Raw genomic sequence first — 16540 nt, forward strand, 5'->3', positions numbered from 1 at the left:
TGCAGAAGCCGCCTCAATAGCCGGTCAGCTCGAGATAGCCAACGCCGTCATGCGTGCCGGCAAAGCTGATCGGACCTTCCCAATAGGAGAAGCCGGTTCCCATCCAGGCGTTCGGATTGAGCGGCCGGCACAGGATCGAGAATGATCGCGAGGGGATCGCGATCTGCCATTCCACCGGCAGCTTGCGCCCGGCAATCTCGACTGTGGCCTTCGGCATCATCTGGATGTCGCCGCCCGCGATCATCTGCGTCTCGCCGCTCGCGCTGATCCAGTTGCCGAATGGATAGTCTTTGCCGTCTTTCTGCCGCAGCCGGTACAGCATCAGCTTGTCGCCGGATGACAGATGCAGCGACAGCCAGTCCCAGCCTGTCTGGTCGGCATCGAGAGGCTGGCTGCTCCATTCCCGATCCATCCAGGCTTGCCCTGTCACATCGACCGGCTTGTCGTCGATGGTGAGCGTGCCGCGCGCGCGGTAGAACGGCTGGCTATAATAATACGACGCCTGCCCGCGCTCCGACTTGCGGCTGAAGCCGCGGTCGCCCTGCAGCACCACCTGGCGATCGGCCTCCAGCGTCAGCGCGTAACTGAAGTCCGTGCCGGATGCCTTCAGTGTCAGCGGTGCGAGCGTGCGATCGTCGGTGCGCTCGGAGCCTTTCATTTCCCAATCATCGATCCAAGCCGCAAACGGTTTTGCCGTGACGCCGGCCTGCCCGATACCGCCGCGCGAAAACAGCTCGTTGAAGCGATGGGTGCCGGCGCGTGTCACCGCGGCATGCGCCATCCAGATCTGCTGATTGGCCCAGCCTTCGCCTTGCGGTCCCGGCTGTGCCGCCTGTCGGAACAGTGTCCATTGCAGGCCGCAGGCCGCGCCGCCGGCGTCCATGAGGTTCGCCGTGAGATACCACCACTCGATGCGGAACTCCGGATGCGGTCCGTGATCTCCGGGGAAGCTGAATGTTTTTCCCGGCGTCACCTTCGCAAAGCCGTCGGCGGTCTCACCGAGCCCGGCATAGCCTTGCGCTTGCGCACGGCGCGCGAGCGCGAGTGCGGCGATGCCGCCGGCGAACGCGCGCCGCGAGATCCGGTCAGCGCTCATTGGCGAACACCTTGACGAGGTTCGCCGGCTGCATCCGCGCCAGCCGCAGCATCGGCAGCAGCGCGGCCAGCAGCGAGGCGAGCAGCGCCACCGCGACCAGCTCGATCAGCTGCAGCGGAAACACATGGAACGGCAGCCGCCAGCCGAACGCCTTCACATTGACGATCGCGATCAGGCACCACGCCACCAGCAGTCCGAGCGGCACCGCCAGAAGTGCAGTGAACAGCGCCACCGATAGCGTCTTGGTCAATTCGATCGCGGCAAGGCGCGGTCGCGTGATCCCGATCGCCCACAACGGGGCAAGCTGCGGCAGGCGCGAATTCGCCAGCGTTAGCAGGCTGGTGAGCAGCGCGATGCCCGCGACGCCGAGCGTGAACGCATTCAGCGCCGAGGTCACCGCAAAGGTGCGGTTGAAGATGCGGATCGACTCCGCCTTCACCGTCGCCTGGTCGGCGACGCTGCGGTCGTCGAGCGTGAACTGCTTCTGCAGGGCCGCGATCAGGCCGGGGATGTTCTCCTTCGCGACGACCAGCCCGATCCGCGTTTGCGGCGTCTGCGGGAATTGCCGGATCAGCGCCGCGACGTTCACCGCGAGCTGCCCCTTGGGATTGCCGTAATCGGCATAGATGCCGACGATGTCGAGCTCCCAGGTCCCGCCCGGCGCCGGCACCGCGATGACGTCGCCAACGCGCACATTCAACCGCCGGCTCAGTTGCTCGCTGATGAAGGCGGCGTTGCCCGGTATGAGCTGCGTCCAGGCGCGCGGTGCGGCCTCCAGCAGCGGCCAGCGCTCGCGATAGAGCGCATGATCGGGCAGGCCGAGCAATTCCACCGGCTGGCCCTGCACTTGCGTTTCGGCGCGGCCGCCCGACAGGATCGCCTGAACGTCGCCGCGCTCCTTCAGCCAATTGCGGATCGCGACGCCTTGCGCGTTGTCGGAGGCGCTGATGTAGACATCGGCGGCAAGCCGCCCGTTGAGCCAGCCAATGAAGGTGCGGCTGAACGTTTCCACCATGGTGGACACCCCGACATTGACGGCAAGCGCGAGCAGCAGCGCCATCAGTGCCAGCGACAGGCCGGAGAGCTGCTGCCGGCTGTCGGCCCAGAACCATAGCGCGAGCGGCCCGCGCGCGGTGCGCTGGCCGATCAGCAGAATGATCTCGAGGAAGGCCGGCAGGATCAGAGCCGCACCCAGCATCAGCGCCGCCAGCACGCCGAAACCTGCGATCAGCGACACGCCGTAATGGAGCAGCAGCAGCGCGACCGCGAATACGGCGCACGCCGCCAGGCTCTGCAGGACCAGCCAGCGGCGCTGCCGCTGCTGCCAGGCGCGCGGCTGCGCGGTGGCCAATACCGGCATCCTGATCGCCTTGATCAGACTAGTCGCCGCCGCAACGAGCGCGCCGGCAACGCTGATGCCGATGCCGGCGAGCCACCATTCGCTGCGCAAGCTGAGCTGCCCCGGGATCTGTGCACCATAGAGCCCGCGCAGTGACGCCGCGACGTCGGGGAGCAGCGCGGCCGCGATGAAGTAGCCGCAGACCAGCCCGATCAGGCCTGCGACCAGCGCCAGCGCCACCAGCTCGACCACCAGCACGGTGTTCACCAGCCGCGCCGAGGCGCCACAGGCCCGCAAGGTCCGCAGCATCGGCAGCCGCTGCTCGAAGGCGAGGCCCACGGCCGAATTGACGATGAAGAGGCCGACGAAGAACGACAGCAAGCCGAAGGCGGTGAGGTTGAGATGGAAACTGTCGGTGAGACGCTCCAGCTCCGTCTCCGCATTCGGCTCAACCCGCTGCAGCTGCTCGCCGACGACGCTTTGCAGCGGCGCCGGCTTGCCCTTCGGCTTGCCGAGCAGAAGTCGGGACACCTGATCCGGCTTGTTCAGCAGCCGCTGTGCCACGCCGATATCGACCACCAGCACGTCAGGCACCAGTTGCGGCAGCACGTGTAGCGGCGGCAGCTTGGCGCCGCTGCTGATCGGCAGCGCCGCGCCTTCGGTTTCCTGCAGATCGCTTAGTGTCTCCCGCGCCACCAATGTCTGGCCCGGCGGCGCGACGAAGCTGCGCAAATCCGAGGCACCGAGGCGCGGCGCGTTGCCGACATCGACCGGCATCGTCACCGGCTCGATGCCGAGCAGCCGCACCGAGCGGCCATTGACCTGGATGCGTCCCTCCAGCACCGGCGACACCGGCCAGCCCGCCCGGCGCAGCTTGACGAACAGCTCCTGCGGGAACGTCGCCGCATTTGGCGCCACCAACATCGCGGTGCGCGCGCCGCCAAAGGTCGCCGCGGCACGGTCATAGGCGTTGCGGGCCTGCTGGTTGATGGCCTGCACGCCGCTCCACAGTGCGGTTGCCGCGATCAGCCCGATCAGCAGCGTCGCGAACTGCATCCTGTGCCGCCGCCAATGGCTCAGGAGCACGGCGAGCACCCAGAGCGCGCGTCTCATGCGATCCGCCCCGCATGCAGGGTGAGGTGGCGGTCGAGCGTGCCGGCCAGATGCAGGCTGTGCGTCACCATCAGGAAGCCGCAGCCGGTGCGCGCGACGAGGTCGCGCGTCAGCGCCAGCACGTCCTCGGCGGTATCTTCGTCAAGATTTCCGGTCGGCTCGTCCGCGAGCAGCAGCGAAGGCTTTGTCGCCAGCGCCCGGCCGATCGCGACCCGCTGCTGCTGGCCGCCCGACAATTGCTCCGGATAACGCTTGAGGAGACTGCCGAGCCCGAGCCGCTCGATCAGCTCCTTGCTCCAGGCCGCATCGTGCCGGCCGGCGATCCGTGCCTGGAAGGCCAGATTGTCCGCGACCGACAGGCTCGGGATCAGGTTGAACTGTTGAAACACCAGCCCGATCCGGTCGCGCCGCAAGCCGGCGCGCCCCGCGTCCGAGAGTTTTGTGACCTCGGTATCCTCCAGCCGGATCGAGCCGCCATCGGCGGCATCCAGCCCGGCGATCAGGTGCAGCAGGGTGCTCTTGCCGCTGCCGGATTCGCCGGTCAGCGCGACGCGCTCCCCGGCCCTGAGGTCGAGGTCGACGCCGCGCAGCACATGGACCGGCTCGCCGGCGGAGGAGAAGGTCTTCGAGAGGTTTCGGATGCTCAGCAAGATTGATGCGCCGGACGGAATTAACTCAATGCTGCGTAGCACACCTGCCGTGGAAATGCCGGGGTTGCGTTGGCTTTCAAGCCGTTGTTAGCTCCCAAGACGGCCAAATCAAAAAGGCCGACCAAATACATACGGGGAGAACGATGAGCGCTCAGGGAACGCCCGAAATGGGCCGGACGGCAGGGGATTCCAAGGCAACGCCGAAGGGCGCCTGGACCGTCACATTTCTCCTCTTTCTCTTCATGGTGGTGAACTTCGCGGACAAGATCGTCGTCGGCCTCGCCGGCGTGCCGATCATGACCGACATGAAGCTCAGCGCCGAGCAATTCGGCCTGCTCGGGTCCTCGTTCTTCTTCCTGTTCTCGATCTCGGCCATCGTGGTCGGCTTCATCGTCAACAAGGTGCCGACGCGCTGGGTGCTGCTGACGCTGGCGGTGATCTGGGCGCTGGCCCAGTTTCCGATGGTCGGCACCGTCTCCTTCACCACGCTTCTGATCTGCCGCATCGTGCTGGGGGCCGGCGAAGGCCCGGCCTTCTCGGTCGCCGCGCACGCGATCTACAAATGGTTCCCCGACGAGAAGCGCACGCTGCCGACCGCGATCCTGTCGCAGGGCTCGGCCTTCGGCGTCATCCTCGCCGTGCCGGCGTTGAACTGGGTCATCGTCAACCACTCCTGGCACTACGCTTTCGGCGCGCTCGGCGTCGTCGGCCTGATCTGGGTCTGCGCCTGGCTCGCGCTCGGCAAGGAAGGCCCGCTGGAGGACACCCAGGTTCTCGCCGCCACCGAGGCGAAGATTCCCTATGTGCAGCTTCTGACCTCGCGCACCTTCGTCGGCTGCGTCGTCGCGACCTTCGGCGCCTATTGGGCGCTGTCGCTCGGCCTCACCTGGTTCACGCCCTTCATCGTCAAGGGCCTCGGCTTCTCGCAGAGCCAGGCCGGCTTTATCTCGATCCTGCCCTGGGTGTTCGGTGCGACCATCGTCATCCTTACCGGCTGGATCTCGCAGGTGATGATGGCGCGCGGCTACACCACGCGCATCTCGCGCGGCGTGCTCGGCTCGGTGCCGCTGATCATCGGCGGCCTGATCCTCGCCGGGATGGCGCATGTGCAGGGCCCGGGCCTGCAGATCGCGCTGCTGGTCGTCGGCTCCGGCCTGTGCGGCGCGATCTATGTGGTCTGCCCGCCGATGCTCGGCGAGTTCACTCCGGCCTCGCAGCGCGGCGCGGTGATCGCCATCTACGGCGCGCTCTACACGCTCTCGGGCATCATCGCGCCCAGCGTGATGGGCACGGTGATCCAGCGCTCCGGCAGCATGCTCGACGGCTACATGACCGGCTTCACCATCAACGCGGTGGTGATGGCCGCCTCCGGCGTCATCGGCTTGCTGCTGCTGTGGCCGAACACGGAAAAGGCCAGGCTGACGCGCGGTGCGGCTCCGCAAGGAACGTCGCTGAAGGGCGCGGTCTCGCCGACGTAAGGGCCTAAAAGCCCGCCACAAACACAACCGTCGTCCCGGCGAAGGCCGGGACCCATAACCACAGGAAGTGGTTTGGCGAAGACTCGGAGTGGGCGTTTTGCGATCCCACTCCCTTTCGTGGCTATGGGTCCCGGCCTTCGCCGGGACGACACTGAACGCGTTGAAGCGCCTTTGCGCCTCAGACCCAATTCGCCCTAGTTCACCCCCTGCGCGCCGCGAATCAGCTTCCCCGGCCGCTGTCCGGTGGCCTCGCCGTGCCGCCGCGTCACCACGCCCGACACGATCGTCGCATCATAGCCGTCGACGTCCTGCAGCAGCCGCCGTCCGCCGACCGGCAGATCGTAATGCACCTTCGGCGGATGCAGATGCAGGCGGTCGTAATCGATCACGTTGACGTCGGCCTTGTAGCCGGGCGCGATCAGCCCGCGGTCGGTGAGGCCGACCGAAAGCGCGGTCTTGCGCGACTGCGCCGCGACCACGAACGGAATCGTCAGCTTCTCGCCGCGCTTGCGATCGCGCGTCCAGTGCGTCAGCAGATAGGTCGGGAAGCTGGCATCGCAGATGATGCCGCAATGCGCGCCGCCGTCGGACAGGCCCGGCACCGATTGCGGATCGATCAGCATCTCGCGCGTCGCATCGAGATTGCCGTCGGAATAGTTGAGGAAGGGCACGTAGAGCATGCCGCGGCCATCGTCCGACAGCATCGCGTCATAGGCAAGCTCCTCCGGCTGCCGTCCCTGCCTGCGCGCCTGCGGTCCCAGCGCGTTCTCCGGCGGCTGCTCGTAGTCGGGGGGATCGCCGAGCAGGAACATCTTGTCGTAGTTGGGACGGAAGAACAGCGGATCGTCGGTCGCGGTCGCCGTCTCGCTCAGGATTGCCTTGCGCACATCGGCTTGATGCAGCCGGGCCAGCCGCTCCCTCAGCGGCAGATGCGCGATCGCCTTGTAGCTCGGATGGGTCTGGAACGGATTGCGCGACAGCTCGAGCCCCAGCAGCAGGCCGACGGGCCGCGCCGCGATCTGCGCGGTGATGGAAAGGCCGCGCTTCGCCGCCGCATTGATCTCGTCCAGCGTCTGGCGCCAGCGGTTCGGCGATTTGTCGTTCTGCGTGATCGAGAACGAGATCGGGCATTTGGTCTGGTCCGCCACCCGCAACATCATCGGCAGATCTTCGTGGATGGTGGAGAGATCCAGCACGAATTGCAGCACGCTGCGGCCCTGCCGATGCATCGCGCCCGCGATCGCGGTGAGCTCGTCCTCGCCGGCCTTCAGGGTCGGCGTGAAGTCGCCGGTCGAGGTGCGGTGGTTGAGCGTGCGCGAGGTCGAGAAGCCGAGCGCGCCGGAGCGCACCGCTTCGCCCGCGAGCTTCGCCATCGCCGCATTGTCCTCGGCGGTCGATGGATCACGGCGCGCGCCGCGCTCGCCCATGACATAGACGCGGAGCGCCGCATGCGGCAGCTGCGCGCCAACGTCGATGTCGAAATCGCGCTTGGCGAGCCAGTCCATGTAGTCCGGAAAGCTTTCCCAGGCCCAGGGAATGCCGGCGCTCAAGACCGGCTCGGGAATGTCCTCGACGCCTTCCATCAGCTGGATCAGGCGGGTGTGGTCGGCGGGCTTGCACGGCGCAAAGCCGACGCCGCAATTGCCCATGATCGCGGTGGTAACCCCGTTCTGCGATGACGGCGTGATGTCCTGGCTCCAGGTGACCTGGCCGTCGTAATGGGTGTGCACGTCGACGAAGCCTGGCGTCACCAGCTTGCCGCGCGCGTCGATCTCTTCGCGGCCCTTAGCCGAGACCTTCCCAACCTCGCGGATCCTGCCACCGGTGATGGCGACGTCGGCCTCGAACAGCTCGCCGCCGTGGCCGTCCGCAACGGTGCCGCCGCGGATCACGAGATCAGGGGTGCTCATGGTGTTTCTTCCCGTTTTGTTGTTGTTTCTTGTCGTCCCGGCGAAGGCCGGGACCCATAGCCACCACCTTGAGTTTGGCGAAGACTGGCAATGACCAGCTCGCGCCACAACTAAGTTCGTGAGTATGGGTCCCGGCCTTCGCCGGGACGACATCGTTATTCGTCGCTACGCCTTCGCCGGCTTCCGTTCCGTGAACGGCGACAGCACCACCGTCGCCACCATGAAGATCACCGACGCGCCGAACACCCAATGCGGCGCGTTCTGGTCCATGATCCAGCCGAACAGCAGCGGTGAGACGATGCCGCCGAGATTGAAACCGGTGGAGACGATGCCGAAGGCGCGGCCCGCAGCGCCGGCGGGCGCGGCGTTGCGCACCAGCATGTCGCGCGAGGGCGCGATCACGCCGGAGAGGAAGCCTGCGGTCGCCATCGTTGCGGTCAGTGCCCAGACAGGCAGCGTCACCAGCGCGATCATCAGCACGATCGCCGCGTTCACGGCAAAGCAGGCCGCGGCGACATAGCCATGGTGTTTGGTGTAGTCGGCGAGGAAACCGCCCGCGAGCACGCCCGCGGCGCTGCAGCCGAGGAACGCCGTCAGCGTGACGTTGGCCGAGGAATAGGAGGCGCCATAGCCGCTCATCAGCGCGACCACGCCGAAATTGTTGATGCCGGCGACCGACAGGCTGAGCAGCATGAACAGCGCGGTCAGCATCATCAGCGCCGGCGTGATGACGGCCTGCTTCGGCGCGTTCTCCGCGCCCGGCTTCTTCTTGTGGGCGCCGGCATCGGGAATGTTCATGGCGATCAGCAGCAGCGCGACCAGCACCGCGATCGCCCCCGAGGCGATCAGCGCGCCGGTGCCACCAGACATCGTGACGAGCGCCGCGACGATTGCCGGCGCCACCGCGCCGCCGAGAAAGCCCGCGAATGTGTGGATCGAGAAGGCGCGGCCCATCCGTGCCTCGTCCATGTGCTCGGCGAGGATGGCGTAGTCGGCGGGATGATAGACGCTGTTGGCGAGCCCGAGCAGCACGGCGCAGGCGATCAGTGAGACGTAGCTGAGGTGCAGGCCGAGCAGGATCAGGGCAAGGCCGCCGAGTGTGAGCCCGGCCAGCAGGATCTTCCGCGCGCCAAAATGATCGACGAGATAGCCGGTCGGCGCCTGCGTCAGGCCGGACACGACCGCGAACACGGTCAGCGCGAAGCCGAGCTCGATATAGCCGACCCCGAGCCTCTCCTTGAGGAACGGAAACAGCATCGGCAGGACCAGCAGATGGAAATGGCTGACCCAGTGCGCGATCGAGATCCCCGTCAGCGTGCGCAGCGCACTGTCCGCCTTGCCTTGCTGCGGTGCGGCGAGAACGTCGACCATTGCAGTTCCGTTTCACTCCCGATGGACGCGCAAACTATCGGGGACAGCGGTTATTTGTCCATGAACGCAGGCGCATGGCAGGTAACGCGGGTGGGGGAATGAGGGGCCTCCATCCTCGCCGGGACGACGGCGGAGTTTGAAGCGCTAGCCGTCTCTACAACGGCTCGTCATCATTTCCTTCGCGATCGCGCTTCGGCGTGGCGAAGTCGCCGTCTTCGTCATCGTCGTCGCTCTCGCGCGGTGGCAAGGGCTTCTTCGCCTTGTCGTCCGCCGTCTTCGGCGGTCCGCTCGGCTTGGAGCTCTTAATCCCGGTCTTTTTGGCGGTCTTGGCCATGGCTGGTCCCGGATGGTGATGCTGCATCCGAATCTATCCGCCAAATATGAGCGGAACCTGACTTATCTCAAGGGGGGTGAGACCCGGCCGTCAGTGCAAGACCGGGCCGCCCGCCTTCTTCCAGGCATCGATGCCGCCGGCGATATGGGCGGTGTTGAGCAGGCCGGCGTCCTTGGCCGCCGCAACCGCCATCGCCGAGCGCTCGCCGAAGGCGCAGAAGAACACGACGCGGCGTCCCGTTGCGGCCGCGACCTCGCGCAGCATGCCGCCGGGCTTCAGGCTCTCCTCGACACTGGGATAGGGCGTATGCAATGCGCCCTCGAGCATGCCGTGCTTGATCCGCTCATTGGTCTCGCGCAGGTCGACCAGCAGGATGTCGGGCCGGCCGAGGCTGCGGATCGCGTCGACGGCGCTGAGCGCGCGGCCTTCCTTCTCCAGCGCCTCCTGATGCAGGCCGACATGCATGTTGGCGGGCACCGCCACGTCCATCATCTTCGGATTGGGCAGCTTCAGGTTCGCCATCAACTCGATATATTCGTCGACCGAGCGCACTTGGAGCCGCGGGTTGTAGCGCTTCTCCTCGCCGATGGTGGAGACGGTGTCGCCCTTGTAGTCATGCGCCGGGAATACCATCGTCTCGTCCGGCAGCTTCAAGAGCCGGTTGAAAATCGATTCATACTGCGCGCGCGACGAACCGTTCTGGAAATCGGTGCGGCCGGTGCCGCGGATCAGCAGCGTGTCGCCGGTGAAGACGCGGTCGCCCATCAAATAGGAATAGGAATCGTCGGTGTGGCCCGGCGTGTACATCACGTCGAGCGACAGGCCCTCGATCGTCACCTTGTCGCCGTCGGCAACCCGCATCGCCACCACGTCGGCCTTGGTCTGGTCGCCCATCACCGTCATGCAATGGGTGCGGTCGCGCAGCTCGCCGAGCCCGGTGACGTGGTCGGCATGCAGATGAGTGTCGACGGCCTTGACCAGCTTGAGGTCGAGCTCGCGCAGCAGCTGGCAATAGCGGTCGACCTTCTCCAGCACGGGATCGAGGATCAGCGCCTCGCCGCCGGGGCGGCTGGCGAGGACATAGCTGTAGGTGCCCGAAACGCTGTCGAAGAGCTGGCGGAAGATCATGGCAGGACCCGGCGGCTTGGAACTGATCTCGAGGATTCTACTACGTTGCGGGCCATAAGGAGAAGTAATTCACTGAGATTGAGAGGTAATTTGGAAGATTTTTATTCCGCGGGGTGAGGGCTGGGTGTGGCCGATGGCTGCTCCACAAATTCGGTGTCGTCCCGGCGGAGGCCGGGACCCATAACCCCAGGGAGGAGTTTGGCGAAGACTAGTCGTCCGGTACTCCTACCGCTCGTCTAGAAGGATCACGCGGTATGGGTCCCGGCCTTCGCCGGGACGACGAGGAGGGCTGTGGCCTGTCACAAACTCCCGACAGCCCTTACGGCCGCACCAATGTGTACCCGTTCTCCGTCAGGAACAGGATCTGCCCGACGCCCACCTGCACCGGCGTTGCCGCCGGGATGAATTCCGGCCGCTTGCCCGTCTCGCGCTCGAGCGTGTCGACCGTGTTGAGGCAGATGTCGAAACGCACGCCCTGCGCGATCAGGCTCTCGACCTGCTTGCGGCGCTCGCTGCCGGACAGCAGCAGATCGATGCCGGGGCCGAACGCCACCACCTCGATCGCGATCTTGTCGGGATCGTAGGCCTTCAACAAATTGTTGGCGACGCTCAGCACCAGCGCCTGCTTCCTGGCATCACCGTCGGAGAGCTGCAGCACGATCTTGTGCTCGGCGAAGGGCTTGTCCTGGAGCGGCACCTGCTGGGCAAAGGCCTGTGGCATCGCCGCGCAGGCGAGCAGCGCCAGCAGCATCGCGCAAAAGACCTTCGACCGCATCACGCCTATCCCGCAATGCCGGGGTTGCCGTCGACGCCCTGCAGCGCGACGCCGGAGCCAAGGCGCTCCTGAAGCATCCGACCCGAGCGCAGATATTTGCCGACCACGTCCCATACCGGTGCGCCCTGCTGACCATTGACCGAGGCCCAGCCCGCGACCTTGTAGCGATGGCCGGCGCTGATCGCCTTGCCGTTGTTGAGCTTCAGCTCCGAGATGCGGCTGCCGATCGCATTCGTCGGCGTGCAGGTGTAGCTGAGCCCGCCGGCACGCACCATGTCGCCGCCCTGCTGGTAATAGGGATCGGCGTTGAAGAGATTGTCGCAGACGTCTTCCATCACGGTCTTGATCTCTGCGCCCGTCATCTCCTGCACATAGGTCTCGGGATAGGTGATGGCGGTTTCCGCGAGCAGGTCCTCCATGGTCATCGCTTGGCCCGACAGCGCGGTGACGCCCCAGCGGAAGCCGGGCGACAGCGCGATCTCGGCATCGAGCTCGGTGCGCAGCGCGGTGCAGATCAATTCGTCCATCGGCCCGGTGAAATTGCCGCGGCGATAGAGCAGTCGGTCGGGCGTCGCGATCTTCTCCGACCAGTCGGAGACGTGCGGCGCACGAACCCGGCCGATCAGCTCGGCCATCCCGGGATCGGCTTTCAGCAGCTCCGAATAGACCGGCAGCAGATGATAGCGGACGTCGCTGACCTTGCCCTTGTCGAGCGCGAGGTCGAGCACGCCCAGGAATTTGCCGTTGGAGCCGGCATTGGTGACGAGCGTCGTGCCGCCGGCGTTCTTCACGGCAATCGGCTGCGGCACGGCATCATGGGTATGGCCGCCGAGGATGACGTCGATGCCGGTGACGCGGCTGGCGAGCTTGAGGTCGACATCCATGCCGTTGTGCGACAGCAGGATGACCGCATCGACCTTGTCGGTGCCGCGCAAGGCATCGACATGCTTCTGCAGTTCCTCCTCGCGGATGCCGAAAGTCCAATCCGGCGTGAAGCGCTTGGGATGCGCGATCGGCACGTAAGGAAAGGCTTGGCCGATGATTGCGACCCGATGACCGCCGAGCTCCTTGATCATGGACGGCTTGAAGACGCGCCCGGTCGCGGGGTCGAAGGCGCGGGCGTCGTTGAACGCGGCTTCCTCGGTCAGGAAGACGTTCTGCGCCAGGAATTCGCCCTTGAAGCGCTCGAGATTGTCGCGCAGCGCCTGCTCGCCATAGGTGAATTCCCAATGTCCGGTCATCGCCTCGATGCCGAGCAAATTGGCGACCTCCACCATGTCGCGGCCCTGCATGACGTTTGCAAGCCCGGTGCCCTGCCAGAGATCGCCGCCGTCGACGAGCAGCGAATCCTTTTCGCCGACGTCGCCGCGCAGGCGGTCGACCAGCGTCTTCAGATGGGCGAAGCCGCCGAGCTTGCCGAAACGGCCCGCGGACTTCTCGAACTCGAAGCAGGTGAAGGCATAGGCATCGGCGCTGTCGGGCCGGATGCCGAACCGCTCCAGGAAGGCGCGCCCGACCAGATGTGGCGGTCGTCCCGCCATCTCGCCGATGCCGATATTGACGCTGGGCTCGCGGAAATAGACCGGGTTGAGCTGCGCATGCGCGTCGGTGATGTGCAGGATTCGCGCGTTGCCGAACCGTTCGAGCTCGTAGATGCTTGCGGTCTCCGTGCCGCGCGCAAGCCGGGGCAGGCTGAGCGAAGCGGCGGCAAGGCCTGCAGCTCTCAGGAAATCGCGGCGGCGGATGCCCATCTCGAATTCTCCGCGCCCCTAACTAACGGTCCGACAGTTCCACGGCAGCAAGTCTAGCGGATTTCCATCGCCTTCCAGGCGTCTTTTTCAGACGTCGCCTGGAAGATCGAGGCCTTCGCCAGTGCCTCGGCCTCCTTCGCCGCAGCGGTTGCGCGGTCGAAGTCGCCGCCGTCGGCAGCCTTCTTTGCCGCCGCCAGCGCGGAAACGGTCACGGTCCATTGATTGCGCATGCCGGCTGCCTCCTTGGAGGCGGCTTCGGCAGCCGCATAGGCTGCCTTGTAGTCCGCCTCGTTTGCCGCGCGCGCGGACGGCGCAAGGCTCGAGGTCAGCAGCATCGCGAGGAGAAGTGACCGCTTCATGGCCGCGCTCCCGGGCCCGAAATCGGCAGTCCGTTGGCGACGTAGGAGAGGAAATATTCGACGTCGCGATATTCATCCGCCTGCGGCTCCAGCGGAACCGCGCGGGTCTGGCTGTTGCAGGTGACGAAGCGGCGGCTGGTCGTACCCATGCCGCTCCATTCGGAGCGGTAGATCGGCATCGCGTTCAGGATGCCGAGCGCGGGCGCCAGGATCTCGGCGCGGATACGCTCGCCCGGGCTCTGCACGTGGCAGCTCGCACAGGAGAAATTCATCTGGCCGCGGCGGGTGTAAAAATAGCGCTTGCCGTTCTCGAACGCCGCGAGCGCACGGGGATCATCGGGAATCTTGATGTCCATCAGCTCGCCGCGCGAGGTGTAGGCCATGTACGCGGTCAGCGAGGCCATCTCGTCCTTGACGTAGGAATAGGGCGCTTCGCCATTGGCCTCGCGGCAGCGATTGAGCGCGAGCTCCAGCGTGACGACCTTGCCTTCCTTTTCGTCGAAATAGGGATAGTTCTGGCGGATGCCGATGCCGCCGTTCGGGAAGCAGTCGGCATAGGTCTTGCCGTTCTTGAACGGTGTCGCGAACATTTCCTTGCCGGCGTCGAGCGCGAACTCGTAGGGCGGGAATTCCTCCTTCTCCTGCCACTGCCGCTTCATGTCCTCGTTCATGGAATAAGGACCGTTGACGAAATCCTCGTGCTTCACGTTCGGAAACTTCTGGAAGAAGAAGTTCTGGAACGCCTTGGCATCAGCGACGGGGTCGACCTTGTCGGCCGCGATCACGCGCGGGGAGGTCAGCGCGAACGCGACCAGCGCGGCGCTGAGCGAGCCAAGCAGGAGATGGATGCGGGCCGTCATCACGCGATCTTCGCCGTGGTCGTGTCCGAGCCACCCTTGTTGTCGGTCCAGGAGATCTTGAGCTCGTCGCCCTTCTTGGCACCCTTGAAGCTGAACTTGATGTAGGGGTCCTTGGAGACCGCGGTGCCCCAATCGGCGACGAACACGTCCTTGCCGTTACATTCGAATTTCAGCTGCTGGATGTAGTGCGCCGGAATCAGCTCGCCCTTGGAATCCTTGACGAGGCCGGTGTCCATGGGGTGCTGGATCAGCGCCTGCACCTCGGTGATGTCGCCGTTGGCGGTCGCGCGGACGCGAATGCTGGATGCCATCTCGGTTCTCCCTAGCCGCCGCAGCCGCCGACGGTGACCTTCACTTCCTTGGTCGCGCTGTAGAGCTTGCCGTCGGCCTCGACGATCGCGACCACGTTGGTGGTTTTGGCCATCTTCAGCCGGTTGGCGACAGCCGCAACGGTGCCGTCGGGAATCCTGTAGCTCGCCGCGAGCGCGAACGGGTTCTCTGCGACGAAGAACGAGATCGAGGTGACCTTGTCGAGCGACGTCGTCACCGAGATCGGCACCACGCCGCCGTTCTCGGCGATCTCGGGCGCATCGAGCTTGATCTTGTCGGACGGCTCGGCGGTCTTGCCATAGAGCGCCTTGATCGCGTCGGCCTCGTTCTTCTGCTTGAAGGCCTCTTCCGGATATTTGTCGTTCGCCGCCGCAAGCGCAGGGCTCGCGCCGAACGGCAGATTGCCGAGGCCCAGCAGCGCGACGCCGGCTGCGCCCTGAAGGATCAGGCGCCGCGTCGGAAGAGGGCCGGTGGTCGTGGTCATCTCAAATCTCCTGGACGATCTCTTGGCAGCCGGCGGTCACAGGGTCTGCAGGAAATCAACGATCGCGCTGATCTCCTGCTCGGTCAAAATCCTGTTGCGGCCGAACGGCGGCATCATGGTCTGGGGATTGCGCTTGGTCTCGTCGAAGATGATCGCGACCAGCTCGTTGCGATCAGGGTATTTTGATTTGATGTCCTTCAGCTCCGGACCGATCGTTCCCGGCAGGTCGCCGCCCTTGATGACGTGGCAGGTCAGGCAATTGCCCTTGCCGCGGTCGAAGGCGAGCTTCTGGCCGTCGGCAACAGCGGATTGCGCCCGTGCCGGGCCGGCAAGGCCGGCTGTGATGGCCAGCAGGAGGAACAGGAGGGGCATCCGGGAAAGGGCGGTCAATGCGTCATTCCGAGGCGTTGCGGCGATGGTCTCGATCGCGGAAATATAAGCGTTCCAAAGCACAAAGGGCCGCACCTGACAATCAAGACTATGCACGCGGCAAAATGGAGTTAATATCTTCCGCATTGCAACTAAAGAGATTATTTGTACGGCCGATTTGGCCCGGGCGTTAAGAGGAGTGGGTGCGGGCCGGCCGTTTACGGGGCGTTTGGGCGCTCATGCTGTTTTCATCGCGTTCTCGTTTTTTTAAGGGGACCTCACTTGGCTGAATATGTCGTCGAATTTGGCAGGGACGGCGGACGGGTCGAGCCCGACGGGCGCCTCGATGCGCCGGCCTTCCATCGCAATCACGAGCCGATCTGGGCGGCGCTGGAGAAGCATCTCGCCGGGCTGACCGGGAACGTGGTCGAGGTCGGCAGCGGAACCGGCCAGCACGTGGTCCATTTCGCCCGGCATACGCCCGGCCTCGTCTGGTGGCCGAGCGATCTCAACCAGCGGCACGTGAAGAGCATCGAGGCCTGGCGGGTCCATTCGGGCCTGCAGAACGTCCGCTCGCCCTTGCGGATCGATCTCACCGATCCCGACTGGTGCCCGGAGATGAAGAGCGGGCAGGGGCCGGCCAGCCTTGCCGCCGTGTTCTGCGCCAATGTCATCCACATCGCGCCATGGTCCGTGGCCGAAGGCCTGTTCGCCGGCGCCGGCCGCTATTTGCGCGCCGACGGCAAGCTGTTTCTCTATGGCCCCTTCAAGCGCGACGGCAAGCACACGGCGCTCAGCAACGCCGTGTTCGACACCTCCTTGCGCGAAGGCAATCCCGACTGGGGCGTGCGCGACATCGGCGATGTCGAGACGCTGGCGAAGGCGGCAGGCCTCAGCCTCATCGATACGATCGAGATGCCTGCGAACAATCTGACGCTGGTGTTTGCGCGCTGAGCCAAGATCGCGGTGCGCTCCCTCCCAGCAGGGCAGGGCAATCGCATGTGAACTTGGCGGGGCTGAGCAAGCGCCTCGTCCTTCGAGACGACCGCTACGCGGTCTCCTCAGGATGAGGCTGAGTGGCAGCTTTGCCCGGTGAAATTACTGCCACACACTCCGTCCTCATCCTGAGGGCCCGCCAAAGGCGGGCGTCTCGAAGGATGGCCGCAGGCAAGCTCGCCGCCGCGTTTCCTCAC

General features: G+C 65.4%; 16 protein-coding genes. 2 read left to right on the forward strand and 14 right to left on the reverse strand.

Annotated features, from left to right (window positions below; all coding sequences use genetic code 11):
- Nucleotides 1–13 precede the first annotated feature (13 nt).
- Genes A7X65_RS15635 through A7X65_RS15645 form a run of 3 tightly spaced genes read right to left on the reverse strand, consistent with a single transcriptional unit; the run spans nt 14 to nt 4198 of the window.
- Nucleotides 14–1096, reverse strand: coding sequence for a lipocalin-like domain-containing protein (locus tag A7X65_RS15635; RefSeq protein ID WP_063686237.1), 1083 nt, complete (start codon nt 1094–1096; stop codon nt 14–16).
- Nucleotides 1086–3548, reverse strand: coding sequence for an FtsX-like permease family protein (locus tag A7X65_RS15640; protein WP_063686239.1), 2463 nt, complete (start codon nt 3546–3548; stop codon nt 1086–1088). Before A7X65_RS15640 ends, A7X65_RS15635 begins: the two co-directional genes overlap by 11 nt.
- Nucleotides 3545–4198: an ABC transporter ATP-binding protein gene (locus A7X65_RS15645; RefSeq protein ID WP_063686241.1), complete on the reverse strand. Its 654-nt coding sequence runs from the start codon at nt 4196–4198 to the stop codon at nt 3545–3547. Before A7X65_RS15645 ends, A7X65_RS15640 begins: the two co-directional genes overlap by 4 nt.
- A gap of 143 nt (nt 4199–4341) precedes the next feature.
- Here A7X65_RS15645 and A7X65_RS15650 point away from each other — a divergent pair, with 143 nt between their 5' ends.
- Nucleotides 4342–5676 (forward strand): MFS transporter, encoded by a 1335-nt coding sequence (locus A7X65_RS15650; protein ID WP_063686243.1) that lies wholly within the window; start codon nt 4342–4344, stop codon nt 5674–5676.
- Nucleotides 5677–5870: 194 nt separating this feature from the next.
- Here the strand turns inward: A7X65_RS15650 and A7X65_RS15655 are convergent, their stop codons facing one another.
- From A7X65_RS15655 to soxX, 11 genes are all read right to left on the reverse strand, one after another.
- Nucleotides 5871–7586 carry an N-acyl-D-amino-acid deacylase family protein gene (locus A7X65_RS15655; RefSeq protein ID WP_063686245.1) on the reverse strand — a complete coding sequence of 572 codons (1716 nt, stop codon included), beginning with the start codon at nt 7584–7586 and terminating at the stop codon, nt 5871–5873.
- A gap of 165 nt (nt 7587–7751) precedes the next feature.
- The gene (locus A7X65_RS15660) at nt 7752–8957 is read right to left on the reverse strand and encodes an MFS transporter (protein WP_063686247.1); all 1206 of its coding nucleotides are present in this window, start codon (nt 8955–8957) and stop codon (nt 7752–7754) included.
- Nucleotides 8958–9111: 154 nt separating this feature from the next.
- Nucleotides 9112–9291 carry a hypothetical protein gene (locus A7X65_RS15665; RefSeq protein WP_063686249.1) on the reverse strand — a complete coding sequence of 60 codons (180 nt, stop codon included), beginning with the start codon at nt 9289–9291 and terminating at the stop codon, nt 9112–9114.
- 90 nt (nt 9292–9381) lie between these two features.
- Nucleotides 9382–10419: an MBL fold metallo-hydrolase gene (locus A7X65_RS15670; RefSeq protein WP_063686251.1), complete on the reverse strand. Its 1038-nt coding sequence runs from the start codon at nt 10417–10419 to the stop codon at nt 9382–9384.
- Nucleotides 10420–10738: 319 nt separating this feature from the next.
- Nucleotides 10739–11197 carry a DsrE family protein gene (locus tag A7X65_RS15675; protein WP_082884957.1) on the reverse strand — a complete coding sequence of 153 codons (459 nt, stop codon included), beginning with the start codon at nt 11195–11197 and terminating at the stop codon, nt 10739–10741.
- A gap of 2 nt (nt 11198–11199) precedes the next feature.
- Complete coding sequence (soxB, locus tag A7X65_RS15680; RefSeq protein ID WP_063686255.1) at nt 11200–12945, reverse strand: thiosulfohydrolase SoxB; 1746 nt, start codon at nt 12943–12945, stop codon at nt 11200–11202.
- Between the two features lie 53 nt (nt 12946–12998).
- Complete coding sequence (locus tag A7X65_RS15685) at nt 12999–13304, reverse strand: hypothetical protein (protein WP_063686257.1); 306 nt, start codon at nt 13302–13304, stop codon at nt 12999–13001.
- Nucleotides 13301–14164 (reverse strand): sulfur oxidation c-type cytochrome SoxA, encoded by an 864-nt coding sequence (gene soxA / locus A7X65_RS15690; protein ID WP_063686259.1) that lies wholly within the window; start codon nt 14162–14164, stop codon nt 13301–13303. The genes A7X65_RS15685 and soxA overlap by 4 nt, the downstream gene beginning before the upstream one ends.
- Entirely contained in the window at nt 14164–14475 is a 312-nt protein-coding gene (gene soxZ / locus A7X65_RS15695; RefSeq protein ID WP_063686261.1) for a thiosulfate oxidation carrier complex protein SoxZ, read from the reverse strand. Before soxZ ends, soxA begins: the two co-directional genes overlap by 1 nt.
- A gap of 11 nt (nt 14476–14486) precedes the next feature.
- On the reverse strand, nt 14487–14978 hold the full coding sequence (soxY, locus tag A7X65_RS15700) for a thiosulfate oxidation carrier protein SoxY (protein WP_063686263.1): 492 nt from the start codon (nt 14976–14978) through the stop codon (nt 14487–14489).
- A gap of 36 nt (nt 14979–15014) precedes the next feature.
- Nucleotides 15015–15368: a sulfur oxidation c-type cytochrome SoxX gene (soxX, locus tag A7X65_RS15705; protein WP_063686265.1), complete on the reverse strand. Its 354-nt coding sequence runs from the start codon at nt 15366–15368 to the stop codon at nt 15015–15017.
- A 261-nt stretch (nt 15369–15629) separates the two neighbouring features.
- Here soxX and A7X65_RS15710 point away from each other — a divergent pair, with 261 nt between their 5' ends.
- Nucleotides 15630–16301 (forward strand): DUF938 domain-containing protein, encoded by a 672-nt coding sequence (locus tag A7X65_RS15710; RefSeq protein ID WP_063686267.1) that lies wholly within the window; start codon nt 15630–15632, stop codon nt 16299–16301.
- Nucleotides 16302–16540: the final 239 nt, after the last annotated feature.

This window comes from Bradyrhizobium stylosanthis, from assembly GCF_001641335.1.
Classification (GTDB): Bacteria; Pseudomonadota; Alphaproteobacteria; order Rhizobiales; family Xanthobacteraceae; genus Bradyrhizobium; species Bradyrhizobium stylosanthis.

What these genes read in the sequence shown, in the direction of transcription:
- A7X65_RS15635 (WP_063686237.1), bottom strand. Translation starts at nt 1,096, where the DNA reads ATGAGCGCTGACCGGATCTCGCGGCGCGCGTTCGCCGGCGGCATCGCC.
- A7X65_RS15640 (WP_063686239.1), bottom strand. Translation starts at nt 3,548, where the DNA reads ATGAGACGCGCGCTCTGGGTGCTCGCCGTGCTCCTGAGCCATTGGCGG.
- A7X65_RS15650 (WP_063686243.1), top strand. Translation starts at nt 4,342, where the DNA reads ATGAGCGCTCAGGGAACGCCCGAAATGGGCCGGACGGCAGGGGATTCC.
- A7X65_RS15655 (WP_063686245.1), bottom strand. Translation starts at nt 7,586, where the DNA reads ATGAGCACCCCTGATCTCGTGATCCGCGGCGGCACCGTTGCGGACGGC.
- A7X65_RS15660 (WP_063686247.1), bottom strand. Translation starts at nt 8,957, where the DNA reads ATGGTCGACGTTCTCGCCGCACCGCAGCAAGGCAAGGCGGACAGTGCG.
- A7X65_RS15665 (WP_063686249.1), bottom strand. Translation starts at nt 9,291, where the DNA reads ATGGCCAAGACCGCCAAAAAGACCGGGATTAAGAGCTCCAAGCCGAGC.
- A7X65_RS15670 (WP_063686251.1), bottom strand. Translation starts at nt 10,419, where the DNA reads ATGATCTTCCGCCAGCTCTTCGACAGCGTTTCGGGCACCTACAGCTAT.
- soxB (WP_063686255.1), bottom strand. Translation starts at nt 12,945, where the DNA reads ATGGGCATCCGCCGCCGCGATTTCCTGAGAGCTGCAGGCCTTGCCGCC.
- A7X65_RS15685 (WP_063686257.1), bottom strand. Translation starts at nt 13,304, where the DNA reads ATGAAGCGGTCACTTCTCCTCGCGATGCTGCTGACCTCGAGCCTTGCG.
- soxA (WP_063686259.1), bottom strand. Translation starts at nt 14,164, where the DNA reads ATGACGGCCCGCATCCATCTCCTGCTTGGCTCGCTCAGCGCCGCGCTG.
- soxZ (WP_063686261.1), bottom strand. Translation starts at nt 14,475, where the DNA reads ATGGCATCCAGCATTCGCGTCCGCGCGACCGCCAACGGCGACATCACC.
- soxY (WP_063686263.1), bottom strand. Translation starts at nt 14,978, where the DNA reads ATGACCACGACCACCGGCCCTCTTCCGACGCGGCGCCTGATCCTTCAG.